Origin of the sequence: Streptomyces taklimakanensis (genome assembly GCF_009709575.1) — a bacterium.
In the GTDB taxonomy this organism is placed as follows: Bacteria; Actinomycetota; Actinomycetes; order Streptomycetales; family Streptomycetaceae; genus Streptomyces; species Streptomyces taklimakanensis.
In genome coordinates this window covers 5,500,983-5,526,126 of sequence record NZ_WIXO01000001.1, presented here as the reverse complement: position 1 = coordinate 5,526,126, position 25,144 = coordinate 5,500,983, and the positions used below count along the sequence as shown (strand labels likewise).

19 protein-coding genes and 1 pseudogene are annotated in these 25,144 nt (G+C 74.0%); 7 read left to right on the top strand and 13 right to left on the bottom strand.

Annotation, left to right across the window (positions count from 1 at the left end):
- Positions 1-52 precede the first annotated feature (52 nt).
- On the top strand, positions 53-535 hold the full coding sequence (locus tag F0L17_RS24330; protein WP_155072701.1) for an Lrp/AsnC family transcriptional regulator: 483 nt from the start codon (positions 53-55) through the stop codon (positions 533-535).
- Between the two features lie 136 nt (positions 536-671).
- A complete protein-coding gene (locus F0L17_RS24325; protein WP_155072700.1) occupies positions 672-2,366 on the top strand; it encodes a DUF885 domain-containing protein in 1,695 nt (564 codons plus the stop codon).
- 117 nt (positions 2,367-2,483) lie between these two features.
- Here the strand turns inward: F0L17_RS24325 and F0L17_RS24320 are convergent.
- Positions 2,484-2,784 (bottom strand): annotated as a pseudogene (locus F0L17_RS24320) (SDR family oxidoreductase); the annotation flags it as partial.
- Positions 2,785-3,061: 277 nt separating this feature from the next.
- On the opposite strand from F0L17_RS24320, the gene F0L17_RS24315 reads away from it, so the two are divergent.
- Positions 3,062-3,634 carry a dihydrofolate reductase family protein gene (locus F0L17_RS24315; RefSeq protein ID WP_155072699.1) on the top strand — a complete coding sequence of 191 codons (573 nt, stop codon included), beginning with the start codon at positions 3,062-3,064 and terminating at the stop codon, positions 3,632-3,634.
- Between the two features lie 198 nt (positions 3,635-3,832).
- Positions 3,833-4,237: a pyridoxamine 5'-phosphate oxidase family protein gene (locus F0L17_RS24310; protein WP_162466643.1), complete on the top strand. Its 405-nt coding sequence runs from the start codon at positions 3,833-3,835 to the stop codon at positions 4,235-4,237.
- A 268-nt stretch (positions 4,238-4,505) separates the two neighbouring features.
- Here the strand turns inward: F0L17_RS24310 and F0L17_RS24305 are convergent, their stop codons facing one another.
- From F0L17_RS24305 to F0L17_RS24295, 3 genes are all read right to left on the bottom strand, one after another.
- A complete protein-coding gene (locus F0L17_RS24305; protein WP_155072698.1) occupies positions 4,506-7,517 on the bottom strand; it encodes an AAA family ATPase in 3,012 nt (1,003 codons plus the stop codon).
- Complete coding sequence (locus tag F0L17_RS24300) at positions 7,514-8,680, bottom strand: exonuclease SbcCD subunit D C-terminal domain-containing protein (RefSeq protein WP_162466642.1); 1,167 nt, start codon at positions 8,678-8,680, stop codon at positions 7,514-7,516. The genes F0L17_RS24305 and F0L17_RS24300 overlap by 4 nt, the downstream gene beginning before the upstream one ends.
- Before the next feature lie 148 nt (positions 8,681-8,828).
- Positions 8,829-10,163 (bottom strand): glycosyl hydrolase family 28-related protein, encoded by a 1,335-nt coding sequence (locus tag F0L17_RS24295; RefSeq protein WP_155072696.1) that lies wholly within the window; start codon positions 10,161-10,163, stop codon positions 8,829-8,831.
- A gap of 39 nt (positions 10,164-10,202) precedes the next feature.
- Between F0L17_RS24295 and F0L17_RS24290 the strand changes: the two genes are divergently transcribed.
- A complete protein-coding gene (locus F0L17_RS24290; protein WP_155072695.1) occupies positions 10,203-10,919 on the top strand; it encodes a CDP-alcohol phosphatidyltransferase family protein in 717 nt (238 codons plus the stop codon).
- Positions 10,920-10,989: 70 nt separating this feature from the next.
- Here the strand turns inward: F0L17_RS24290 and F0L17_RS24285 are convergent, their stop codons facing one another.
- From F0L17_RS24285 to F0L17_RS24265, 5 genes are all read right to left on the bottom strand, one after another.
- On the bottom strand, positions 10,990-11,418 hold the full coding sequence (locus F0L17_RS24285) for an FAD synthase family protein (protein ID WP_155072694.1): 429 nt from the start codon (positions 11,416-11,418) through the stop codon (positions 10,990-10,992).
- A gap of 20 nt (positions 11,419-11,438) precedes the next feature.
- Positions 11,439-12,977 carry a PQQ-binding-like beta-propeller repeat protein gene (locus tag F0L17_RS24280; protein WP_238419596.1) on the bottom strand — a complete coding sequence of 513 codons (1,539 nt, stop codon included), beginning with the start codon at positions 12,975-12,977 and terminating at the stop codon, positions 11,439-11,441.
- A 95-nt stretch (positions 12,978-13,072) separates the two neighbouring features.
- Positions 13,073-14,653, bottom strand: coding sequence for a lipopolysaccharide biosynthesis protein (locus F0L17_RS24275; RefSeq protein ID WP_338018204.1), 1,581 nt, complete (start codon positions 14,651-14,653; stop codon positions 13,073-13,075).
- Complete coding sequence (locus F0L17_RS28145) at positions 14,650-16,389, bottom strand: lipopolysaccharide biosynthesis protein (RefSeq protein WP_155072693.1); 1,740 nt, start codon at positions 16,387-16,389, stop codon at positions 14,650-14,652. The genes F0L17_RS24275 and F0L17_RS28145 overlap by 4 nt, the downstream gene beginning before the upstream one ends.
- Positions 16,386-18,008 carry a hypothetical protein gene (locus F0L17_RS24265; protein WP_238419594.1) on the bottom strand — a complete coding sequence of 541 codons (1,623 nt, stop codon included), beginning with the start codon at positions 18,006-18,008 and terminating at the stop codon, positions 16,386-16,388. Before F0L17_RS24265 ends, F0L17_RS28145 begins: the two co-directional genes overlap by 4 nt.
- A gap of 186 nt (positions 18,009-18,194) precedes the next feature.
- On the opposite strand from F0L17_RS24265, the gene F0L17_RS24260 reads away from it, so the two are divergent.
- The gene (locus F0L17_RS24260; RefSeq protein WP_338018203.1) at positions 18,195-19,436 is read left to right on the top strand and encodes a glycosyltransferase; all 1,242 of its coding nucleotides are present in this window, start codon (positions 18,195-18,197) and stop codon (positions 19,434-19,436) included.
- Between the two features lie 56 nt (positions 19,437-19,492).
- On the opposite strand, the gene F0L17_RS24255 is transcribed toward F0L17_RS24260, so the two are convergent.
- From F0L17_RS24255 to gmd, 3 genes are read right to left on the bottom strand one after another with little or no spacing between them, the layout of a single operon-like run.
- A complete protein-coding gene (locus tag F0L17_RS24255; protein ID WP_155072692.1) occupies positions 19,493-20,686 on the bottom strand; it encodes a glycosyltransferase in 1,194 nt (397 codons plus the stop codon).
- Positions 20,683-21,219, bottom strand: a complete 537-nt coding sequence (locus F0L17_RS24250) for an LbetaH domain-containing protein (RefSeq protein WP_162466641.1) — start codon at positions 21,217-21,219, stop codon at positions 20,683-20,685. Before F0L17_RS24250 ends, F0L17_RS24255 begins: the two co-directional genes overlap by 4 nt.
- Complete coding sequence (gmd, locus tag F0L17_RS24245) at positions 21,216-22,229, bottom strand: GDP-mannose 4,6-dehydratase (protein ID WP_155072691.1); 1,014 nt, start codon at positions 22,227-22,229, stop codon at positions 21,216-21,218. The genes F0L17_RS24250 and gmd overlap by 4 nt, the downstream gene beginning before the upstream one ends.
- A 162-nt stretch (positions 22,230-22,391) precedes the next feature.
- On the opposite strand from gmd, the gene F0L17_RS24240 reads away from it, so the two are divergent.
- Positions 22,392-23,336: a GDP-L-fucose synthase family protein gene (locus F0L17_RS24240; RefSeq protein WP_155072690.1), complete on the top strand. Its 945-nt coding sequence runs from the start codon at positions 22,392-22,394 to the stop codon at positions 23,334-23,336.
- A 97-nt stretch (positions 23,337-23,433) separates the two neighbouring features.
- On the opposite strand, the gene F0L17_RS24235 is transcribed toward F0L17_RS24240, so the two are convergent.
- The gene (locus F0L17_RS24235; RefSeq protein WP_162466640.1) at positions 23,434-24,810 is read right to left on the bottom strand and encodes an exopolysaccharide biosynthesis polyprenyl glycosylphosphotransferase; all 1,377 of its coding nucleotides are present in this window, start codon (positions 24,808-24,810) and stop codon (positions 23,434-23,436) included.
- Between the last annotated feature and the right edge of the window lie 334 nt (positions 24,811-25,144).

Sequence of the window (25,144 nt, the reverse complement as noted above, 5' to 3'; positions counted from 1 at the left end):
TACTGAACAGCTACCGGGAAGTAGCCCGAAAAGCCCGTGCTATGTTCGCCCGATGTCCGATTCCATCGCACTGGACACGGTCGATCTGGAGATTCTGCGCCTGCTGCAGAACGACGCCCGGACCACCTACCGCGACCTCGCCGGCGCCGTGGGAGTGGCCCCCTCCACCTGCCTGGACCGGGTGGCACGGCTGCGGCGCGGCGGGGTGATCCTCGGCCACGCCCTGCGGCTGGACCCGGCCAGGCTGGGACGGCCGCTGGAGGCCTTCCTGTCGGTCCAGGTCCGGCCGCACCGCAGGGAGTTGATCGGCCCGTTCGTGGAACGCGTCCGGGCCCTGCCGGAGTCCCGGGCGCTGTTCCACCTGACCGGCCCGGACGACTACCTCGTCCACGTGGCGGTCGCCGGGACCGCCGACCTCCAGCGGCTGGTGCTGGACGAGTTCACCTCGCGACGGGAGGTCGCCCGCGTGGAGACGCGGCTGATCTTCCAGCAGTGGACGTGCGGGCCGCTGCTGCCGCCCGCCGCCCCGTCCTGACCCCGACTCCCCGCCGGCGCGGCCGGGCTCCCTCCCGTTCCGTCCGCCCCCTCGCGCCGGAGCGCCGCGGACCGACACCGACGAACAGCGGACGCACCGCTGACGCGACGGCCCTCGACGTACCAGGATGGCGACCATGTCCGATGCCACTGTGAACGCGCCCCTGCCCCGACAGGTCGCCGACGCCCACGTCGACGCGCTCGTCGAACTCGACCCCATCCTCGGCACCCACCTCGGTCTCCCCGAGAGCTCGGGGAGACTTCCCGACTTCTCCCCCACCGGTCAGGAGGAGCAGGCCGACCTGTGCCGCACCACCCTGGAACGGCTCGCCGAGGCGGAGAAGCGGCCCGGCGGGGACAGCGACGTCGAACGGCGCTGCGCGCGACTGCTGCGCGAACGGCTGACCGCCGAACTCGCCGTCCACGAGGCCGGTGAGGGGCTGCGCACCGTCAGCAACCTCCGCTCACCGCTGCACTCGGTGCGCGGTGTCTTCACCCTCATGCCGACCGAGGGCGACGAGGACTGGGCGGCCGTCGCCCGCCGGTTGCGCGCCGTGCCGGCGGCGTTGGCCGGTTACCGGGGTGCCCTGGAAGCGGGTCTGGCCGGCGGCCTCCCGGCCGGCCCCCGCCAGGTGGAGACGGTGGTGGGACAGCTCGACGCGTGGATCGCCGGCGACGGGGGACGGGGCTGGTTCGCCGAGTTCACCGACGACGGCCCCCGGGCGCTGCGCTCCGAACTGGACGGTGCCGCCGCGACGGCCACCGACGCCCTGGCCCGGCTACGGGACTGGCTCCGCGACACCTACGCCCCGGCCCTCCACGGTGCCCCGGACACCGTCGGCCGCGAACGGTACCGGCGTTGGGCGCGCTACTGGAACGGCACCGACCTGGACCTGGAGGAGGCGTACGCGTACGGCTGGGAGGAGTACCACCGCGTCCACGCCGAGATGCGCGCCGAGGCCGAGAAGGTGCTGCCCGGGGCGGCCGACCCCTGGGCGGCGCTGCGCCGGCTCGACACCCACGGCCGGGCGGTCGAGGGCGTGGAGGAGACCCGTCGCTGGCTCCAGGAGCTGATGGACGAGGCGATCGAGAAGCTGGACGGCACGCACTTCGAACTGGCCGAGCCGATCCGTCGGGTGGAGTCGATGATCGCTCCGCCCGGCGGTGCCGCCGCGCCGTACTACACCAAGCCGTCGTTGGACTTCTCCCGTCCCGGCCGCACCTGGCTGCCGACGATGGGCCAGACCCGGTTCCCCGTCTACGACCTGGTCACCACCTGGTACCACGAGGGAGTTCCCGGCCACCACCTCCAACTCGCCCAGTGGACGTACGTCGCCGACCGGCTCTCGCGCTACCAGACGACGGTCGGCTCGGTCAGCGCCAACGCCGAGGGCTGGGCGTTGTACGCGGAACGCCTCATGGACGAACTCGGTTTCCTGCACGACGCCGAACTGCGGTTGGGCTACCTGGACGCGCAGATGATGCGGTCCACCCGGGTCATCGTGGACATCGGCATGCACCTGGGGCTGGAGATCCCCGACCACTCCCCCTTCCACCCCGGCGAGCGGTGGAACCCGAGGCTGGCGCAGGAGTTCTTCGGCCTGCACAGCGGGCGCCCGGCCGACTTCGTGGAGAGCGAGCTGGTCCGGTACCTGGGCATGCCCGGCCAGGCGATCGGCTACAAGTTGGGCGAGCGGGCCTGGTTGAAGGGGCGCGAGGCCGCCCGCGCGGCACACGGCGACGCCTTCGACGCCAAGCGGTGGCACATGGAGGCGCTGTCGCTGGGGTCGCTGGGGTTGGACGACCTCGTGGCGGAGCTCTCGGCCCTCTGAGCCCCGTGCGACGCTCCCGCGGGGCGCGCTCTGCGACTGCGCGCCCCGCGGACGCTCCTCGCCCCGTCCCTCGGGTCGGGGTCCGGACGTCGGGTTCCCAAGGCACCGGGCGGTCCGTCACCGGGTGAAGCCGCCGTCGGAGGTGACGACCCGCCCGGTGATCCAGGCGGCCTCGTCGGTGGCGAGCCAGGCGACCAGACGGGCGGGGTCGTCCGGCCGCCCCCAGCGCCCGCCGGGGGGAGAGGGACGCGACGGCCGCGTGGGTCTCACCGGTGGCGTACCCGGTGTCCACCGGGCCGGGGTTGATCGTGTTGACGGTGATCCCGCGGCGGGCGAGGGCGGTGGCCAGGGTGCGGGTGACGGAGGCGAGGGCCCCCTTGGCCAGGGCGTAGGCGACCTCGTCCGGCATCCCACAGCCCTGCCCCGGCGCATCGGCGCCATCGTCCAGGTCGCCCTCGCCCCCGACAACGCACGGCGATGAGCTTCGCCGCGAGAACCCCACCGATCGTCTGGGCCGCCCTCGCCCTGATGAGTCGCCGCCTCCCCCGCGCGGCAGGCGCCCGACCCGGGCTGCTCCCTCCTCGTCCTTCCCCGCGTCGCCGATGGCGACGCGGGGATTCGCCGCGGGGGCCGATGAGTTTCCGGCTCGCCACGGGTCTGCACCGGAAGGACGTCCGACGATGGAAGGAAGCTCGATGTCAAGCCTGATGGTCGACTACATCATGTCCCTCGACGGTTACGGCGCAGCCGAGGGCTGGCCCGGATGGTGGGGCATGGAGGGCCCCGAATACTTCGCGTGGCTGGAAGAAGACGGCAAGAACGACTGGATCACGCTCATGGGCGCGACGACGTACCGGATGATGTCCAAGTTCGCCGAGCAAGGGGAGGAGGGTGTCGACGCGCTGACCGCGCTGGACAAAATCGTGTTCTCCTCGACCCTGACCGCCCCCTTGTCCTGGGCCAACACCGAGTTGGTCACCGGCGACGCGGTCGAATCCGTACGGAAGATGAAGCGCGGCTCGCGGCAACTGCGCACCCTCGGCAGCCTCGGTCTCTCCCGCTCGCTGCTGAGGGCCGGCCTCGTCGACCGGTTCCGCGTCGTCGTCTTCCCGGTGATCACCGGGGCGACCGGGCGCGACCGGATCTTCGACGGCTACCCCGATGTCAAGCTCGACCTCATGGAAAGCCGTACCCTCGACGGTCGTTCACAGGTGCTCGACTACAAGCCCACCGTGCTCGACGGGCCGCCGGGAACCGGTCCGCAGTGAGGCTTTTCCGTCATCGGTCCGAGCCGGTCGGATCCGGAGTGGGCACGGAAGAGGCTCGTCGGCACACCTGTCACGCTTCCGGAGGGGTTCGCCCCCCGGGGCGATCCCGACGCCGTTTCCCTTGGGTCGCGAGACCTAGGTCGATGGCTCGACGCGGTGCCCGATGCGCTTCCTCGTGCCCGCTGGTCCGATGGGGGAGTGAGTGATCCTGTGAACGAGCCGGAGTCGGCCGTCCGTCTGCGCTTGGCCGAGGAGAAGAACGTCTGGCTGTGCACCGTGCGTCCGGACGGCTCCGCCCACGTCACGCCTGTCTGGTTCGTCTGTCGAGGTTCCCGATGGTGGATCGGCGCGGATCACGGCTCCGTCAAGGTCGGGAACATCCGCAAGGAGCCCCGTGTGTCCCTGGCCTTGGAGGATGGCCGGTTTCCGGTTGTCGCCGAGGGGGACGCCTCGCTGATTCGTGACGGGTTTCCCCGCGAGGTCGTGGCCGCGTTCGAACGGAAGTACGGGTGGGACGTATCCGCTCCCACCCGCCCCGGAGGCAAGCGGGTGCTGCTGGAGGTGCGGGTACGCCGGTGGCTTTTGGCCGGCACGGCCCAGTGACGGCGGCGGCAGGAGCCGACCTCGGGCCATGAGTCGGCGGTGGCGGACGGGGGCTGCGGCGACACCGACGAAGACGACGAGGGCGAGGACGTGCCCGGCCTGTCCTCCGGATGCAGCGGAGAGCCGGTCACCTCGCTCCGGAACCGGGCCGGTTCCCAGGCGTCCGCACAGTCGATCGCCACGTTCCGCACCACCGTAACCAGCCGAACACCACCGGGACGCGCTCGTTCCCCGCGCACACGGCTCAGGCGTCCCGCGGCGCCCGGCCCTACGGCACCCGGTGGCGGACGGTCGAGCCCGCGCGGCCCTTGACCACCTCCAGCTGGGCCGGAACGCGGCGACGCAGATCGGGGACGTGGCTGACGATGCCGACGCTGCGATCGCGCTCGCGCAGGGAGTCCAGCACGTCCAGCACCTCGTCGAGCGTCTGGTCGTCCAGGCTGCCGAACCCCTCGTCGATGAAGAGGGTGTCCAGCCGGACCCCGCCCGCCTCCTCGGTGACGACGTCGGCGAGCCCGAGGGCCAGGGCGAGGGAGGCGAAGAACGTCTCGCCGCCGGAGAGGGTGGCGGTGTCGCGCTCGCTGCCCGTCCAGGCGTCGATGACGTGCAGGCCCAGGCCGGAACGGCCGCGGCCAGAGGCGCGCGCGTCGGAGTGGACCAGGGTGTAGCGGCCGCCGGACATGTGCGCCAGCCGGGCGCCGGCCGCCGCGGCCACCTGCTCCAGACGGGCGGCCAACACATAGGACTCCAGGCGCATCCGGCGTTCGTTCTCCGCGGAGGTGCCGGCGGTGAGGGCGGCGAGCCGGGCGACGCGGTCGTACTCCTCGCGCAGCGGTGCCAGGGCGCGGGCGTCGGCCAGGGCACGGGCGGAGAGCCGGTCGAGTTCGGCGCAGCGGTCGCGGGCGGCGGCCTCGGCGGAGGAGGTCGCCTTCAGCCGGGCGACGGCCTCCTCCAGTCCGGCCTCGGCGGCGGCGAGGGCCGTGGCCGGGAGGCCGTCGGCCCCGGCCAGTTCGGGATCGGCGAGCGCGGCGGCGACGGCGGCCTCCTCGGCCTGCCGTTCGTCCACGCGGCGCTGCAGTGCGCGCCGTTCGTGGTCGGTCAGGAGGGCGTCGGCGGCGGCCCGCGGGGTGTCGAACCCGGCGCGCCAGACGGCGTCGGCGAGCCGGGCGTCGGTCTCCTTCAGCCGGGACGCGGCGGCCTCGGCGGCGGACGCGGCCTCGACGGCGGCGGCCAGTGCCGTGACGCGGTGTTCCATCCCGCGGGCGCGGTCGGCGACGGAGGCGGCCGCGCCGCGGGCCCGCGCCACCTGCTCGGCCAGACCGGCGCGTTCGGCCTGCAGGGTCTCGCGCCGGGAGGTGCGGGCGGCCGTGCGGCGTTCGGCGTCCTGCCGGGCCGCGAGCCGGGCCTCGTACTCGCGCCGCGCGCGCTCCAGGGCCGCGCGGGCGTCGGCGGCGCCGGCGGCGGTGCGACGGGCCTCGGCGTGCTCGGCCTCCAGGGCGGCCACCCGGTCGGCGAGGGAGGCGGCGGACGCCTCCCCCGCCTCCTTCGCGGCCTCGGTCAGTCTCTCCCGGACGTTCTCCAGGCGCAGTTCGGCCTGTCGGAGGACGTCCTCGGCCCGCCGGTACCGCTCCAGCGCCTCCTCCTCGGCCCGCCGGTCGACGTGCCGCGCTCCGGGGCGGGCCGGGGCGGGGTGCTCGGGCGAGCCGCACACCATGCACGGTGCCCCGTCGGCCAGTTCACCGGCCAGTTCGGCCGCGATGCCGTCCAGTCGGCGTGCCCTGACGTCCAGCCAGTCCTGTTGGGCGGCCGCCGCCCGTTCGCGGGCCTCCAGCGCCTCGGCGCGGGAGGTGGCCTCGGTGGCGGCGAGGGTGTCGCGGTGGCGGGCGGCCTCCAACCGGCGGACGGCGGCGTCGAGGTGTCGGGCGAGCCGTTCGGCGCGGGAGGTGGCCTCGGTGGCCGCGTCGGCTTCGCGTCGGCGGGCGTCGTGGGTGGCCTCCCAGCCCGCCAGCCACTCCTCCGCTTCGCGCAGCAGCCCCTCGTCCTCGCCCGATTCGCGGTCCAGTCGGGCGAGTTCGTCGGTGATGCGGTCGCAGCGTTCCTCGGCGTGCCGGGCGGCCTCCAGGGTGCCCAGCTCCCGGCGGGCGGCGCGTTCGAGGTCGGCGAGGTGTTCGGCGGGCGCCCGGGCGAGGTCGGCGGGGAGCCGGGAGCGGGCGTGTTCCTCGGCGCGCGCGGCGCGGCGACTCTCGTCCTCGGTCCTCTCCCGCGCCTCCAGGAGGGGGGCCACGGCCTCGGCGGCGCGGGAGCGCTCCAGCCTGGCCCGGTCGGTCCGGTGCCGCTCGGCATCGGCCGCCAGGGCGTCGGCGCGGCGCCGGGCGTCGGCGAGACGTCGCGCGCGACGGTCGCGTTCGCGGACCTCCTCCAGGTGGCGCCGGGCGGCGGTGTGGGCCTCTTCGGCGGCCCGGTGGGCGGCGGTGGTGGAGTCCAGGCGCTCGCGGGCGTGGGAGCGGGCCTGCGCGCCCCACTCCAGCACGGCGCCGGCCAGACCGGGGTCACCGGCCGAGAGGTCGTCCAACGTGCTGCCGTCCGGTGCCGAGGCGTCGGTCCCGGCGGCCTGCCGCATGCGCTGGGCCAGGGCGAGCAGCCGTTCGTCGCCGTCGCGCACCCGGCCCTGGGCGGCGGTGCGCAGCTCCGCCAGGTGCCGTTCGACGGCGGCGAAGCGGCCGGTGTCGAAGAGGCGGCCCAACAGCCTGGCCCGGTCCTCGGCCCCGGCCCGCAGGAAACGGGCGAAGTCCCCCTGGGGCAGCAGGACCACCTGGCAGAACTGCTCCCGGCTCATGCCCAGCAGGTGGGACAGCTCCTCGCCTATCTCCTGGTGGGAGCGGCTGAGGGCCTTCCAGGTGCCGGTGGCGGCGTCGTACTCGCGCAGCCGGGACTGGGCCTTCTCCGTGGTCGTCCCGGTGCCGCGCCGCTTGGGACGGAGCTGCTCGGGCAGGCGGGTGACCTCCAGCCGGCGTCCACCGACGGTCAGGTCGAGGACCACCTCGGTGAGGGTCGTGGGGTCGGCGTGGTCGCTGCGCAACAGGCGCCCGCCGAAGGCCTGGCGGGCGCCGGGCACACCGCCGTACAGGGCGTAGCAGACGGCGTCCAGCACGGAGGTCTTGCCCGCTCCGGTGGGGCCGTGCAGGAGGAACAGCCCGGCGGCGGACAGCGCGTCGAAGTCGACGGTCTGGGTCCCGCCGAAGGGGCCGAAGGCGGTGACGGTGAGCCGGTGGAGCCTCATCGTGGGGCCTCCCCGCGAGCGGCCTCGACCCGCACGGCGTCCAACGCTCCGCCCAGCAGGGCGCGTTCGTGCTCGTCGGGGCCCGTCCCGCCCCGGACGTGGGCGACGAAGCCCTCCACGATCTCGGCGTCGGTGCGGTCGCGCAACCGGCGGCCGTAGGAGGCGAAGGGGTCCTGGGGCGGCCGTTCGGGATCCAGGACGAGGGTGAGGACGTGGGGGAAGCGGGCGGCGAGCCGGGCCATCGGTTCGCTCGGACGGACCGGGTCGGTGAGAGTGGCCTCGACCCACGCCCGCTCGTGACGCTCCAGGGCGGGGTCGGTGAGCAGGTCCTCCAGCCGGCCTCGGACGCGGGCCAGCGGGCGGGGCACCGGGCAGTCGATCCGCTCGGCGTTCACCTCGCCCGCCGGTCCGAGGTCGACCAGCCACATCGACTTGCGGTGGTGGGCCTCGGAGAAGGAGTAGGCCAGGGGCGAGCCGGAGTAGCGGACGCGGTCGCCGAGGGTCTGGCAGCCGTGCAGGTGGCCCAGCGCGACGTAGTCCACGCCGTCGAAGACCCCGGCGGGGACGGAGGCGGCGCCGCCGACGGTGATGTCCCGTTCGCTGTCGGAGGTCTCGCCCCCGGTGACGAAGGCATGGGCGAGGACGACGGAGCGGGTGCCGGCCGGGCGGGTGGCCAGGTCGGCGCGGACCGTGTCCATGGCGGCGCCCAGCACGTCCGCGTGGGCCGCCCTCTCCACCCCGAGGACGTCCTTGACCAGGGCGGGCTCCAGATAGGGCAGGCCGTAGAAGGCGACCTGTCCGTGGGCGTCGGCCAGGAGGACGGGGTCGGCGCACCCGGCGGGGTCGGTGCGCAGGTGGACGCCCGCCCGCTCGATGAGCCCGGCGCCCACCCCCAGCCGGCGTGCCGAGTCGTGGTTGCCGGAGATCATGACGGTCGGCACGCCGATGCCGGCGAGGCGGTGCAGCGTGTCGTCGAAGAGTTCGACGGCCGACAGCGGCGGCACCGCGCGGTCGTAGACGTCGCCGGCGACCAGCACCGCGTCGACACGCTCGGCACGCACCGTCTCCACCAGGTGGTCGACGAACGTCTCCTGGGCGGAGAGCAGGCTCACCCGGTGGAAGCTCCGTCCCAGGTGCCAGTCCGAGGTGTGCAGCAGTCTCACAGGCCGGCTCCGCCCCGCATGTCTCGTCCTCCCTGGCGCCATACGCGCCCCCGGGCCCTCGACGGACCCGTGGGCGCACGGACCGGATTGTTTCATGATCCGGCCGGCGGAATGCCCCGGACGGGGGAATCGGGGTGGGTTCAGGCGGTCAGCGGCCGACGCAGTCGACGAACCGGACCCGGTCGGCGCCCGCCGCGACGAACTCCTCCTGGGGGTTGTTGGCGAGCAGGCACATGTCGTAGCGGACGAGCGCGGGGGATCCGCTCCCCGCGCCGTCCCCGTAGTCGTGCCGGCCGGAGAGTTGGCAGCAGTCGTAGCGCACCAGCGGGCCCCTCGGGGTGAGGCGGTAGCGGTGCGGGCGGGAGGAGGGGGCGAAGGGCTTGAAGGAGTTGGAGGTGTCGTCGCAGTCGTTGAAGTGCACCGTCCCGCTGTCCCAGGCGCAGTCGATCACCACCGTGTGCTCGTCGCGGATCTCGAAGCGGATGTCCTCGGCGTGGAAGCGCTGCACGGAGTCGAGGTGTTCCTCGCGCGGGAAGCGGAAGAAGGTGCTGGTCGGTCCGTAGTGGGGGCTCTCCTCGGGGCGACGGCCGGTGATGATGTAGGAGCCTCCCCGGCAGGTGATGGAGCCTCCGTAGGGGAACTCCAGGAAGTTGCCCCACTCGTACTCCACCTTCATGTCGTTGAACCAGTAGTTGAGGAACTGGTCCTGTTGCGGGCGGTCGGTCGACTTCCGCGACAACCCCGAGTACAGGAACGCCCTGCGCCAGGCGCCGCCCACGCGGCAGGCGTCCCACCGCATCTCGGAGTTGGTGTTGCTGCCGTCGAGGGCGAGGCCGTAGGTCCACTCCCCCAGCCACTCGCACTCGGTGAAGCGGTAGTCCTGGGCCTGACCGGTGGAGTACGAGTAGAAGAACGAGGCGCCCGGGGTGCCCGAGCGGAAGCCCAGGTGCTCGAAGACGACGTTCGCCCAACGGTTCTCGTTGCGGCACAGGTAGGAGTCCTCGGCCCGCTCCGGCGCGAAGAGGATCTGTGCCATGCGTTTGCCCGCGCCGCGGAACCGCAGCCCGTTGGCCTTCGGCCCGCCGTCCTCGGCCGCGTCGATCAGGGCGTTCGGCTCGCGGACGAGGTAGGTGCCGGCGGGCACGTCGACGACGGTGCGCCCGACGCCGTCCCACACCCGGCCGGCCGCGTGACGGTAGGCCTCGGCGAAGGCCGCGCTGTCGTCGGTCCGTCCGTCGCCCCGGGCGCCGAAGTCGGCGACGACGTCGACGGTGGTCCCGCCCTCGGGGCGGCGCCCGGGGACGGAGGTCACCTCGGCCTCGTCGGTCCGGGCCCGCCGCGACGGTTCGCAGCCCGCGAGGCCCGTCGCGAGAGCGGCCGTCCCACCGGCCGTCAGCAGTGCCCGGCGGGAGGTGCGCCGGTCCGGGCGGCGGGCGGGGTCGTCGTCCGGTTCCGCCGCTCGCCGGAGGGGTGCGCCTGTCATGATTGCTCCTTCGCACGTCGGTGCCTTCAGGGGGGAACGATGAGCCGGTTCCGTTACGCGGTGGAGCGGCTGGCGGCCGCGCAGAAGTCGGCCAAGGGGGTGTCGCTGTACTCGCGGTACGTCAACCGGCCCGCGGGTCGGTTGCTGGCCGCGGCCGCCTACGCCGCGCGGTTGACGCCGAACCGGGTCACGGCGCTCAGCGCGGTGTCCACCTTCACGGGCGTGGCGCTGACGGCCCTCCTGCCGCCGTCGCACGCGCTGGCGGTCGGGGTGTTCGCGGCGCTGGTGGTGGGTTTCGCGTTGGACTCCGCCGACGGTCAGCTCGCCCGGTTGACGGGCGGCGGCAGCGCGGCCGGCGAGTGGCTCGACCACGTGGTCGACTGCGCCAAGACGCTCGCGCTCCACATGGCGGTGCTGGTCGCCTTCCACCGCCACTTCGACTTCTCCGACCCCCTTCTCCTGCTGGTGCCGGTGGCCTTCCAGTTCGCCGCCGTGCTGATCTTCTTCGGCGGGATCCTGACCGAGCAGTTGAAGCGGAGGGCGGCCGCCACCACGGCGTCCGCGGCCCGGCCCTCCACCCTCCGCTCGGTCCTCCTGCTGCCGGTGGACTACGGGGTGTTCTGCGCGGTCTTCCTGTTCCTGGGGAACCGGGAGCTGTTCACGGTGCTGTACTGCGCGCTGCTCGCCGTCCACCTGGTGTTCCTGGTGGCGTTCCTGGTGAAGTGGTACCGGGAGTTGTCCGTCCCGGCCCGCTGAGGTTCCGGGGCACCCACGGTCCCCGGGCGGCCGCCCCCTCACGGGACCGGCCGTCCCGGGGGCCGGCCGGTCAGGCCGACTCCGCCATTCCGTCCAGCGCCCTGCGCAGCAGGGTGCTGGAGGTGTGCACGGTGTAGGGGAAGTAGACGACCTCGACCCCGACGCCGGCGAAGTCCCTCTCCAACCTGTCGCCCTTCTCGGTGCCCCGCCAGTCGTCGCCCTTGAAGATGACGTCGAAGCGGACCTGCTGCCACGTCTCCAGCTTGTCGGGCACCGTCTCCACGAATGCCGCGTCCACGAACCGGATGCTGCGGACGATCTCCAGCCGTTCGGTCAGCGGTACGACCGGCGACCGGCCCTTGGCCAGCTCGGCCATCTCGTCCGACACCACACCGGCGACCAGGTAGTCGCACCGGCTCCTGGCATGGCGCAGGATGTTGAGGTGCCCGACGTGGAACAAGTCGTAGACTCCGGGCGCGTAGCCCACTCGGTGCGTCATCCGTTCTCCTCGACTCGTGGTCAGTCGGCGGCCGTCACGTACAGCGGGCCGTTGCGGCTGGAGAGGTTGGTGCCGTCGGTGACCTCCAGCGAGTAGCGGTGGGTCGCCCCCGGTGCCACGGTGTCGGTGAAGGTCACCGTGGGGCGGTCCCAGGAGCGGGACTCCCGGTCGAGGGTGGCCACCAGGACGCCGTCCCGGCGGACCAGATAGGTCAGGACGCCGTCGTCCCGGTCCCAGGCCGCCCGCCAGCTCAACGTGATCTTCCCCGGCGCGTCGCTGGTGCCGCTGAAGGCGGGCACCAGCGGGGCTCCGGTGTCGGGAGCCGCGGCGAAGCGGGTCAGCCCCTGCTGCGGGGCGTCGTTGACGGCGGTGAACTCGCCCCCCGTCCACAGGATTCCGTCCGCCATGACCATGGCGCGCGGGCCGAGTTTCTCCCCGATGCCGCCGTTGGTGTCGGGGAACCAGGTCAGGATCGTCTCGTCGGCGATCGACTGGGCCAGCAGGTGCTGGCGGTTCTGGTGCTCGGGGAAACCGCCCGGCGTCTGCGAGCAGTCGTGCGCGTGCGAGCCGCTGTAGAGCACGCCCCGGTACGGCACGACGGCCTGGGTGGCGCCCAGGCAGGTGTCCTTCCACAGCATCGCGCCGTCGGAGAGCCTGCCGGCCACGCGGCCGTCGAAGACCCCGCCACCGGTTCCCTCGGCGCCCAGGTAGAAGTTGGTGCCGTCGTTGACCAGGGACTTGACCGCGGAGCGGCGGGGGATCCAGCCGGTGAAGCGGTTGACGATCTCGCCGGTGGTGGCGTCCAGGCCGACCAGTCCGTGCACGCTGTTGAGGAGGCTGCCGTTGATCGAGGTGAACCGGCCACCGATGACGACCTTGCCGTGCTCCGGGGAGACGGTGATCGCGTTGATCCCCGGAGTGGGGTCGTTGGAGATCGACGAGCCGCGGACGGTGACGTTGAAGGGAAGCAACCGCCCGTCGCGGGTCAGGGCCGCGACACGCTCGCGCGTCTCCCCCTGGACGGTGGTGAACTGGCCGCCGATGTAGACGGTGGTGTCGGTGACGTCGATGGCCCGGACCACCGAGGAGACCGCGGGTTTCCACGCGTCGTCGATGGTGCAGTCGGCGGTGTCGAGAGCGGCGGTGTTGGAGCGTCCCACTCCCCCGGCACTGCCGAAGGAGCCCCCGATGTAGAGGACGGAGCCGTCGGGCGAGGCCTTCATCGCCCGGACCGTCTCCACCCCTCCGGTGAACGCCGGCGCGCACGGCAGGGGCTCACCGGTGACGGCGTCGAAGGCCGCGAAGTTCTTGCGGGGCAGCTCGCCGGTTCCGGGGGCCGCGCCGGGCGGACGGATGTGCTCGAAGGTGCCGCCCGCGTAGACGACGCCCTCCGCGTACGCCAGGGTCCACACGATGCCGTCGGTCTGCCAGGTGCTCAGCGGATCGGCGGTGAGCGTGGGTTCGTCGGCCGCGTGGGCCGGGCCGGTCGCCAGGGCCAGCGGCGACAGGGCCACCACGGCGGCGACGAGCAGGGATCTGACGGTTCTTCTCCTGCGCATGGTCCCCCCTGGAAGCACATGAGCGAGAACGGGACGGAAGAGGGGCGGGACGGAAACGCTCGCGGACGACACGCGCGGGACACAGCGCCCCGCGTTCACCGTGCCTCTCTCCCGTCGCCCTTGCGCAGCGCCCGGAAGAAGTCCCCCACCCCCAGCGGCACACGATAGCGCCACACCGCGATCCCGAACGCGCACATCGTCAAAGTCGTCCCCCACAGAGCCCCCTGTGCCGTGTCGCCCAGCAGCGCCCGCCCCCCGAACGCCACCGGGGCGGCCACCGCGAGGGCGATGGCGGCGGCGCACAGATAGCCCCGGTCGACCGTACGGAAGCCCAGCCGCCGGCGTACCAGCAGGGCCGACATCCCGTTGTCCACCACGATCGCCAGGCCCCAGGCGACCGCCGCGCCCGTCACCCCGTACCGGGGCGCCAACCAGATCCCGGCGCCGATCTGGACGACGAACCCGGTGCCGGCGACCGCCAGGTTCCACACGCTGCGGCCGGCCATGAGGATGACGGTCTGGGCGTTGCCGACCGCGACGTTGACCGCACAGGCCGCCGAGAGGACCACCAGACCGGCCGCTCCCTCGTCGAACCCCTCCCCGAACAGGGAGAGCACGGCGCCGGGATAGGCGGCCAGGAGCACGAACAGCGGCCAGGAGAACAGCACGATCCACCGGGTGGAGAGTCGGTGGAGGTGTGCCGCGTCGGCCGTGCGGCCCCCCGTCAACAGCCTGCTGAGCTGCGCCGCGACGGCGAGCCGGACCGCGAGCTGGAGCAGGGTGCCCGCGGTCACCAACCGTCCCGCGGCGGTGTAGACGCCGGCCTCGGCGCTGGTGCCCAGCGCCGACAGCAGGATCACCCCGATCCACACCGAGGCGATGTCGAAGACCGAGGAGAGGGCGCGGGGCCCGGCGAAGGCCCAGAAGACGCCCGGTCCGACCGATCGCGGGGCCTGGGGCGGGCCGGGATGCGCGGCGCGGGAGCGGCGCAGCGCCCACCAGACGGCGGCCGCGGCCGGCAGGGCGGGTGCCAGCCAGGCCGCGGACAGGGCGAGGACGCCGGGCGACAGCAGGACCAGGGGAAGGGCGATCACCACCCGCAGCACGGGTTTGCCCATCTGTTCGACACCCACGAAGGGCACCACCGACCCGTAGCCCCGGGTGGCCCCGAGCAGCACCAGGGAGACGGTGGCCACCGGCAGGAAGACCGCGAACAGCCGCACCACCGCCACCGCCTGGTCCTGGGGCAGTCCGGGCAGCAGCCACAGCGCCGCGGTGGGCGACAGCAGCAGCGCCGCGGCGGCCGCCGCCGAACTCGCCGCCAGGGCGGGGGGCACGGCGGTGCGCAGGAGCGCGGGCACCCCGGCGCCGCCGGTGAGTTCCAGGTCACGGGAGACGAAACGCACCAGCGCGGTGTCGGCCCCCAGCTTGCAGGCGTTGCCGAGGACGGTGAACGCGGCGACGCACGCGAAGACCGCGCCGGCCCCGTGCGCGCCCAGCCCCCGGGTGACGACGGCGACCAACAGGAAACCGAACAGGGCGTTGGTGCCGGAACCCACGAAGCCGAACCAGCCGCCGCGCACGGTCGCGGTGACCGCGCGGGCACCGGTCGTGCCCGCGCCGGCCGTGCCCGCGCCGGCCGTGCCGCCCTCCGCGGCGGGTCGGACGCCGGTCACGAGCGCAGGGTGGTGCCGTCGCCGGCGCGCCGGTACCGCCCATAGGAGCCGTAGGCGCTGTCGGACCGGTCACCGGACGGGGGCGGGGCGACCCGCTTGAGCGCCACGGTGTCCTCGGAGCTCACGGGGCCGGCCTCCCCGCCCGCCGCCGCGAGGTCGTCCTCCGGCGCGGTGCCGACCTCGGCGTGGGGGTGGCCGTCGGCGGCGGGCGGGGCCGCCCTCTCCCACCGCCGTCCGCCCCCGTACAGCACGGCGCCCAGGACGTGTCCGCCGACGGACTCCACCAGCTCCCGCACCCGGCCCAGGTCGTCCCTGCGGGTGTCGTCCGGGTCGCAGACCACCAGCACTCCCCGCACCAGTCCGGCGACGGCCGTGCCGTCGGCGTGGGAGAGCAGGGGCGCGGTGGTGGCGACGACGTACTCGCCCCGCTCCGCCGCGCCGGTCAGCACCCGGGCGAGCCGGGGGGAGTTCATCGCCCGCGCGGCGTCGGTCGTCCGGCGCCCGGGGAGGATCGCGAGCCTCCCGGCGGTCTCCGCGTCCAGGACGAGCCGGGAGCCGCCGAGCCAGTCGCCGCCCGGGGAGGGCCGATGGGCGCCGCCGCGCAGGGGGAGCCGCCCGGCCAGGTGCGGTGAGCGCGGGTCGGCCTCGACCAGCAGCACGTCGCGGCCGGTCTCCGCCAGGGCGGCGGCCAGGTTGACGGCGGTCGCCGCGGTCTCGGGATGCTCCCGGGCGGAGATCACCAACAGGCCGCCGGGCTCGGCGAGCCACGGGTGCCGCAACAGCCGGAGGGCGATCGTCCGGTAGGTCTCGGCGCGCTCGCCCTCCCGGGAGGGCCCGACCTCCAGCAGCTCCGTGCCTCCCCCGCGGCGCGGGAGCGAGCCCAGTACCGGCGCGCGCAGGATCTCGCGCACCTCGTCCGCCGTACGCGCCCGGGGGTCGAGGAGGGAGCGGATCCAGGCGGTCACCAGTCCTCCGGCCAGGCCGACCACCGAACCGACGACGACGAGCACGGCGGGGCCGGGGCCGGACGGGGTGTCGGGGGCGTCGCCCTCGCGCACCACCTCGCCGGGCGTGGTGTCCAACGTCCTCAGACCGGTGATGCGGCCCTGGAGATCCGCTATCCGGGCGCCCAGCGCCTCGCGCTCGGCCTCGGCGGCCCCCCGGGCGGAGGCGGTGGTCGCGCCCGCGATCCGCTCGTCCAGTTCCCGACGCCGCTCCAGGAGGGGATCCAACTCCTCCCGGAGCTTGGTGACGGTGGCGTCGACGCGGCGGTCGGCGGTCTCCTCGCGATGGTCCAGGTACGCCTGGACGAAGGCCCTGACCCGCCGGGCCGCCTCCCGGGGGGTGTCGGCGGTGTACTCGAACTCCAGGATCTGCGTGTCGGGCGGATTGCCCACCCGCAGGCCGTCCTGGAGGTCGTCCCTCTCCACCCCGGCACCCAGCGTCCTCGCCGCACGGTCGGCGACCGACGCGCTGCGGGCGATCTGGCGTTCGGTGCCCATGCTGAGCTGTTTGTCCGCGGCGACCCCGCCGCCCTCGAAGGGCGCGGTGCCGATGGGACGTACGACGACCTCCCCGGTGGCGGTGTAGCTCTCCCCGCCCAGGGCGGAGACGGCTCCGCCGCCCAGGGCTCCCAGCAGCACACCGGAGGCGATGGCGGTCCGGTGACGGAAGAGTCGGCGCAGTTGGTCGCGGAGCTGGTCGGGCTCCCGCGCGGACGGATCGAAGGCGCTCACGTGCGTGCCTCTCCTGTGGGCAGGGGGGTGGGGGTGGTCCGACGGGCGCCGCCCGTCGTCGCGGTCGAGGGCTCGGGCGGCGGCTCGTGGCCGGGACCGGAGCCGGGGCCGGAGCCGGGGCCGGAGGAAGCGCCCGGCCCGGATTCGACGCGGGGAGCCCCCGGCGGTGTGGGGGGCGACGGCGCAAAGGCCCGACGCCGTGCCCGGGTGCTGATCAGCAGCGGCACGGCGATCAGCAGCGTGAGCGGCCCCATGGCGAACATCAGACTGCCGCGCAGCAGGATGATCTGGTAGAAACCGAGCGCCGGGACGACCAGCGCCGCCAGCGTGGCCTCGTGCCCGCGGAGTCGGTGCCGTACCTCGTCGACGCGCCGGCCGACGGCCCCCAACAGGGCGAAGACGGCGACGACCCCCGGGAACCCTCCCCAGATGTAGCTCTCGATCCACACGGGCGAGGAGAGGTTGTCGAAGGCGTAACCGGCGTGCCGGGCGAGGGTGATGCCGACGTCCTCGGGTTTGCCGGGCCAGGCGGCGCGCGGCACGAAGAACAGCGGCGGCCCCAGGGCCGTGGCCGGATCGTGCCCGTTGACCTGCACGTAGTCCAGTCCGGTGGCGATCTGCTGGAAGGCGTCGTAGTCACCGTTGGAGGTGAACTGCTCGGCGAGCGAGACGACCTCGATCGGCTCGCGCTTGTCGGTGCGGAAGTAGTCGCCGTAGGGGAACACCATGAGCACCGCGGCGGTGACGGCCACCGCACCCCGTCGAAAAGCGCGGGGCCGACGCAGCGCGGAGGCGCCGAAGACGAGTGTCAGCAGCACCGTCCCGGCCCAGAAGCGGGGCTGGCTGACGGGGTTGTTGACCACGGCGTTCACCGCGAGGACCACCGGCAGCAGCATCCACCGCAGGCCGCGCAGGACCCGGTCCCCGCCGTCGGCCCGGGGCACGTGCACCAGTGCGACCAAGGCCCAGAACGCCGGCACCGACAGCACCCACGCCAGCAGTGCCCGGTTGGCGCTGCCGCTCGGATCGCCCTGCGCGGCCGCCTCGTTGAGGGCCTGCCGGCTGGTGAAGAACGCTCCGATCCCGCCCTGGGCCGGGACCAGGACGGCGGCCAACAGCAGCGCCGCCCCGCACAGCAGCAGGACGCGCACGGGCGCCGGCCGGCGGGCGAGCAGCGGCTCCAACACGACGGAGGTGCGGTACGGACGCCGCCCGGCCAGGGCCGAACCGGCGCTGTAGGCCAGCAGTCCGGCCTCCACCACCACCGTCGCCGTGAAGGCGGTGCCGGAGTCGACGGAGAAGCCCCACGGGTAGGAGTCGGTGGCGAGCATGGCCAGCGGGGCCAGCCCCAACCAGACGTGACAGAAGAGCCAGAAGCCGAGGGCCACGACCCGCAGCCGGGTGTCGGTCAGCACCCTGGCCAGCGCGGTGCCGGTGTGGGCCACCACCACGCACTGCACCGCGAACGCCGGGCCGGTCCGGACGTCCTGTCCGTACAGCACCAGCGCGGGCAGCAGCACGGCCAGCACGACGGTCCACAGGCACAGGGCCGTGACGTCGCGGACGCCGTGCCGCTCGGCGGGCGGCCGGATGCCGCGGACCGGTTCCCTCTCGGGCATCGCCGGATCTCCTCCCCCCGTCCCGTGCCCGGCTCCGTGGTCGGTGGGCCGGACGCGGGCGGGGTCGTGGTCGGTCTCGGATCCCCGTCCGCGCGGTGCGGGTCGGGTTCGGGCACGGATCCCGTTCCGGGTCCGCGCCGGCGCGCGGGAGCCTACGATGACCGCACCTTCGGAGGGGGGACGGCAGTGCAGGACTTTCTCTCGGGCCGCCGCGTGCTCGTGGTCTCGACCAACTACGCGCCGGAGCACGCCGGGATCGGCCCGTACTCGACACAGATCGCCGAGCACCTGGCCGCCTCGGGCGCCGACACCCACGTACTGGCCGGGATGCCCCACTACCCGGCGTGGCGCGTGCCCGAGGCGTACCGCGGGAGGTGGCGGCTGACCGAGGTGCGCGAGGGGGTCGTCGTCCATCGCCGGCGGCACACGGTGCCGGCCCGCCAGACCGCGTTGCGCCGGGGCCTGTTCGAGGCGAGCGTGCTGGCCCACGGCCTTCTGGCACCGCCCCGCGTCCGCCCGGACGTGGTGCTCAGCCAGGTGCCCAGCTTGGCCGGCGGCGTGCTGGGCGCCCGGATCGCCCGGCGCGCCGGGGTGCCGCACGTGGTGGTCGTCCAGGACCTGATGGGCGCGGCGGCGGGACAGAGCGGGATGCGCGGCGCCGGCCGGGTCGCCTCGCAGGCCGGGAACGTGGAGGGCCGGGTGCTGCGCTCGGCGTCGGTGGTCGGGGTGGTGCACGAGTCGTTCACGGATCGGGTGGCGGCCATGGGCGTGCCCCGGGAGCGGGTGCGGGTGGTGCCCAACTGGACGCATGTGCGCGCCCCCGACGGCGACCGGGCCCGGACCCGGGCCCGGCTGGGGTGGTCCGAGGACACCGTCGTCGTGCTGCACTCGGGCAACATGGGTCTCAAACAGGGCCTGGAGGTGCTGGTGGAGACCGCCCGGCTGGTCGACCGGGACGGCGGTGGGGTGCGGGTGGTGCTGATGGGGGACGGCCATCTGCGCGAGCACCTGCTGAGGCTGGGGGCGGGCGTGGGCGCGCTGTCCTTCCTGCCGCCCGCCGACGCCGAGGAGTTCCCCGAGGTGCTGGCCGCCGCCGACGTGCTGGCCGTCACCCAGCGGGCATCGGTGGTGGACATGAGCCTGCCGTCCAAGCTGACCTCGTACTTCACCGCCGGCCAGCCGGTAGTCGCCTCCGTGGCGGCCGGGAGCGGCACCGCGCGGGAGGTGGAGCGCTCCGGAGCCGGCGTGGTGGTGCCGCCGGAGGACCCGAAGGCGCTCTTGGCGGCGGTCCGCTCGCTGGCCGCCGACGCGGAGCGCTGCGCCGAGCTGGGCGCGCGGGGCCGGGAGTACGTCGAGCGACGGCTGAGCCGTCGGGCCGGCCTGGAGCGGATCACCGCCCTGGTGGAGGAGGCCCTGGCCGCCGGCTGAGCGCCGGCGGACGCGGGACGGTGTGCCCGCGTCCGCCCGGAGGGCCGGTCGGCGGCTCATCCCGGCCGCCCCGCGTCGGACCCACCGGATCCGGCGATGGTTCCGTACAGCCCTTCCAGACGGCCGACCACGGACGTGATCGAGTACTTCTCCGCGACCGCCGCCCGGCCCGCCCGCGCGGTGCGCGCGGACAGCTCGCCGTCCTCCAGCAGGGCCAGCACCGCCTCGGCGAGCCGCTCGGGTGTCCCGTCGGTGACCAGGGCCGCTCCGCGCCGTTCCAGTTCGGGGGCGAGCCCGCAGGTGCGGGTGCAGACCACCGGGGTGCCCGCGGCCAACCCCTCCAGGAGGCTCATCGGGAACACCTCCGCCTCGCTGGGCAGCACGTACACGGTGGCGCGGGCCAGGCGTCGCAGGGCGGCGGCGTGGTCCAACGGGCCGCCGTACTCCACCGTCCCGGTCAGGCCCTCCTCCGCGACCAGGCGCAGCACCTCCGCCAGCCGACCCTCGTCCGCGCCGTGCAGGGTGAAGGTCGTCTCGGGGTGCTTGCGGTGGACCAGCGCCGCCATGCGCACGAACGCCTCGGGGCGCTTGACCGGATGCAGACGGGCCAGGAAGAGCACGTCCGTCCCGGTCGCACCGGTCGCCCCCTCGGCGTCGGCGTCGGCGGCGGCCTCGGGGTCCGGAACCCCCGCCTCGCCGGGCGGGACGCGCACGCCGTTGGGCAGCCTGACCATCGGCGGGCCACCCGGCCGCAGTACCCTGCGCAGCCCGGTCTCCTCCTCCTCGGTCAGCACCAACGCGGCGCGGGCCCTGCGCAGCAACGGCACGTAGCAGCGGTCGAAGAGGCGGACCGCGGCCGAGCGGCGGGGCTGGACCATGCCGTGGGTCTGCACCACGAACGGGCGGCGACGCAGCACCGCGACGGCGAGCGCGGCGAGCGAGACCAGGTCCCGTCCGGCGTGGACGTGCAGCACGTCGGCCCGGGCCGTCTGCCGCCACAGGGTGACGGCCAGGCGGGGGTTGAACAGGCCGAGGAACCCCTGTCCGGGCACCAGCGTGCGGGCGCGGGGGGCGCGCAGCGGAACGCCGCCCGCGGTGCGCGGCGGAGCCGCGCGCCCCCGCCACAGCGACACCAGGGTGACGTCGTGGCCGCGGGCGGCGAGTTCGGCGAGTTGTCCGGTGGCCACGCTGACCGGGCCACCGTACGCCCCGTCGTCGCCGACCAGGGTGACGGTGTGGACGATCCTCAACGATCCCTCCCGACGGTGTGCACGGCACCGGCCGGCAGGTCGCGATGGGCGACCGCCCCGGCACCGACCACCGCGCCCGCGCCGACGGTGACACCGCGCAGCACCATGGCGCGGGCGGCCACCCAGGCACCGCTCTCCAGGTGGATCGGCGCGTTGTCGAACTCGAAGGTGGGCGAGTGCCTCCGATGGCTCCCGGTGCAGAGCACGGCCTCCTGGGAGACGCACACGTCACTGTCGATCGTGATCGGCTCCAGGTTGATCAGCCAGGCGCCCTCACCGATCCAGACGTCGTCGCCGATCGTCAGCTTCCACGGCCACTGGACGCGCGCCCGATGACGGATCAGGACCCGCTCCCCCACCCGGGCGCCGAACGCCCGCAGCAGCGCCGGACGCCAGCGCGGCGGGAGCCACCACTTGACGAAGACCAGGTTGAGCACCGCGAACCAGGCGGCCTGGACCAGCACACCGCGCTGCTTGTCGTAGCCGGCCCCCGTGAAACCGCGCAGCCGGCGCGGGGCGGCCGGGGCGCTCACCGGTCCACCCGCACCCGGCGTCCGGAGAGCTCGGCCTCCAGTTGCGCCACATCGGCCTCGACCATGATCCGGGCCAGTTCGTCGTAGCGCACCTCGGGCGACCAGTCCAGCAGCTTCTGGGCCTTGGAGGCGTCGCCGATCAGGGCGTCCACCTCGGTGGGACGCTCGTACTTGGGGTCGTGGCGGACGTGTCGCTCCCAGTCCAGGCCGACGGCGCCGAAGGCCGCGTCGAGGAAGTCGCGGACGGTCGCCGCCACCCCGGTGGCCACCACGTAGTCGTCGGGCTCGTCCCGCTGGAGCATGCGCCACATGGCCTCGACGTACTCGGGGGCGTACCCCCAGTCGCGGACGGCGTCGAGGTTGCCCAGGTACAGGTGCTCCTGGAGGCCGGCCCGGATGCGGGCGACGGCACGGGTGATCTTGCGGGTGACGAAGGTCTCGCCGCGGCGCGGGCTCTCGTGGTTGAAGAGGATGCCGTTGACGGCGTGCATCCCGTACGCCTCCCGGTAGTTGACGGTCGCCCAGTACGCCATGACCTTGGCGCAGCCGTAGGGGCTGCGGGGGTGGAAGGGGGTGGTCTCGTTCTGCGGGGGCGGGGTGGAGCCGAACATCTCCGAGGAGGAGGCCTGGTACAGCCGGGTCTCCACGCCGCCGGCGCGGATGGCCTCCAGCAACCGTAAGGCGCCCAGGCCGGTCACGTCACCGGTGTAGAGCGGGGCGTCGAAGGAGACGCGGACGTGGGACTGCGCACCCAGGTTGTACACCTCGTCGGGCCGGACGTCGCGCAGCAGGTTCACCAGCGCCACCCCGTCGGAGAGGTCGACGTGGTGCAGCACCAGTCGCCGGCCGGGCGTCTGCGGGTCCTCGTAGATGTGGTCGATGCGCTCGGTGTTGAAGCTGGACGAGCGTCTCATCAGGCCGTGCACGGTGTAGCCCTTGCCCAGCAGCAGTTCGGCCAGGTACGAGCCGTCCTGCCCGGTGATGCCCGTGATCACAGCGGTACGCGGCATGGTGCTCCCCCCACGAGAGTTCGGTTGTGCGGCCCCGCCCTGCCGTCCCCCACGGCGGAACGGGGCCCGTTCCGCCGTGGGGGACGGCGCCGACGGCACCGACTGCCGGTATTTCACCAGAAGTCGGATGAAAGCATGGTGTTCCCTGGCACAATCCCCGCCATGGACGATCTGCTGCCCCCGCCCGCCCGCGTCTTCGTCGCGGGACACCGAGGTCTGGTCGGCTCCGCCGTGGCCCGGCACCTGGCCGGCCGCGGTTACACGGTGTTGACCCGCTCCCGCGCCGAACTCGACCTGCGCGACGGCGTCGCCACGGCCGCGTACCTGCGCGACACCCGGCCCGACGCCGTGGTCCTGGCCGCCGCGAAGGTCGGCGGGATCATGGCCAACAGCACGTATCCCGTCCCGTTCCTGGAGGACAACCTCCACATCCAGCTCGGCGTGATCTCCGGGGCGCACGCCGCCGGGGTGCGCCGGCTGCTCTTCCTCGGATCGAGCTGCATCTACCCCAGGCACGCCGACCAGCCGATCACCGAGGACGCCCTGCTGACCGGCCCCCTGGAGCCGACCAACCGGGCCTATGCCCTCGCCAAGATCGCCGGCATCGTCCAGGTCCAGTCCTACCGGCGGCAGTTCGGCGCCTCCTTCGTCTCGGCGATGCCGACCAACCTCTACGGGCCGAACGACAACTTCGACCCGGAGACCTCGCACGTCCTGCCCGCCCTGATCCGCCGTTTCCACGAGGCGCGGGAGAGAGGCGCGAAGGAGGTCGTGCTGTGGGGCACCGGCACGCCGCGCCGCGAGTTCCTGCACGTGGACGACCTGGCCGGCGCGTGCGAGGTGCTGTTGCGCCGCTACGACGACGACGCGCCGGTCAACGTCGGCTGCGGTGCGGACCTGACGATCCGCGAGCTGGCCGAGACGGTCGCGTCGGTGGTGGGCTACGAGGGTCGGATCGCCTTCGACGCCACCAGGCCCGACGGGACCCCGCGCAAGCTGCTCGACGTGAGCCGGATACGCGCGCTGGGCTGGTCCCCCTCGATCGGACTCGAAGAGGGGATCGCCGCCACCTACCGCGCCTGGCGGACGTCGGCGGAACCGGCCTGACACGGCCGCCCGCCGCGGTCCGCCGCCTTGGACGCGGCTCCGTCCGCGGCTCCGTCCGCGGCCGGGCGGTACGACGGCACCACGCCCCCCGGCTCTCCTAGTAGGCGCCACGGGCGCTCACCACGGCTCGGAGCGTACGGGCCAGAAGGTCGACGTCCTTGGCGTAGCTCCAGTTGTCCACGTAGCTCAGGTCCAACGCGACGGTCTCCTCCCACGACAGGTCGGACCGTCCGCTGACCTGCCACAGGCCGGTGATCCCCGGCTTGACCGACAGCCTGCGCAGCTCCGTCTCGTCGTACCGCTCCACCTCCTCGGGCAGCGGCGGCCGCGGACCGACCAGCGACATGTGGCCGGCCAACACGTTGTAGAGCTGGGGCAACTCGTCCAGGGAGTAGCGGCGCAGGACACGTCCCAACCGGGTGACCCGCGGATCCCGGCGCATCTTGAACATCGCCCCGTCGTGTTCGTTGACCGCCTCCAGGGCGGGGCGCATCCGGTCGGCGGCGTCCACCATCGTGCGGAACTTCCACATCCGGAACGGCACCCGTCCCTGGCCCACGCGCACCTGCCGGTAGACCACCGGCCCCGGTGACGACAGGCGCACCGCCAGCGCCACCGCCACCAGCAGCGGGGCCAGCAGCACGGCCAGCACCAGGGCCCCCACCACGTCGGTGACCCGCTTCGACAGCACCGGCAGACCGCGCCGCGCCGCCGGAACGACGTGCAACACCGTCATCCCCGCGACCCGTGCCGGCCGCAGCCGGTGCCGCGCGACGTCGACGAGGCCGGGGACGACGGCCAGGTCCCGTCCGTCGTCGTGCAGCGCCCAGGCCAGACGGCGCAGCCGCTCGCCCGACAGGCTCCGGCCCGGGACGACGAACACCAGGTCGGCGTCGGCCTCCACGGCGCGCTTGAGGACGGCGTCCGCGCCCTCCCCGTCCGAGCGGCCTGCGGCGCCGACCGGGAGCCGGACGGGGGCCGGCTGCGCCGGGTCGGCCGTACCGCCGCCGACCACGTGGCTGCCGACCACCAGGTACTCGCCGTCGGTGCGCCCGGCCAGTCGGGCGAGGAGGCCGTCGACGCCCTCGGCCTCCCCCACCACGAGCACCCGTCGCGGCCCCGGGGCGCGGTCGCGCGACGCCGAGGTGTGCCGATGCGCCAGTTCGCGGTGCGCTACGGTCGCCACGAGGCACGGCAGCAGTGCCACCACCCACGCGGCGGCCGACACCTCGATCCGCGCCGCGACGCACACCGAGGCCAACCCGCCCAACATCGTCAACCAGTCGCGGACCACCGGCAGCACGGCACCGCGGCGCCCGAGCGATTCGGGGGCGTAACGCCCGCGCAACGCCTCGACCAGCGGCCAGGCGGCACCGACCAGCACACCGGTCAGCAGCGGCCGCGGCTGCCCCTCCAGGGCGCCCAGCACACCGACCGGCGTGGCGGCGCCCAGCAGGTCCACCGTCAGAGCCACCGGGAGGCGCCGATCACCCCACGGCCTCCCCCTCCCCCTCCCCTCGTCCGTCCGGACACGAAACGGCTCGGCTAACTCCGCGGGCGAGTCGATGACCCGCGCTCCGGCAGCTTCGAACAAGCCATGCCCCCCTACTCGGTCGGCGTCCCCATCCCCCGCCCGACCGGCACAGCCGGCCGTGCAGTCGCCTCCGTACCGAGAGTGAAGAGTAGAACAGGGGTACTCATTTCCGCTGCTGTTTACCCAAGCTGTCGATATCCGCGACGTACGGTTCACGCGGGGGCGGACGGTCGGCGGTGAACGTCCCACCGCGCCCCCGGGGCCCGGTCGCGGC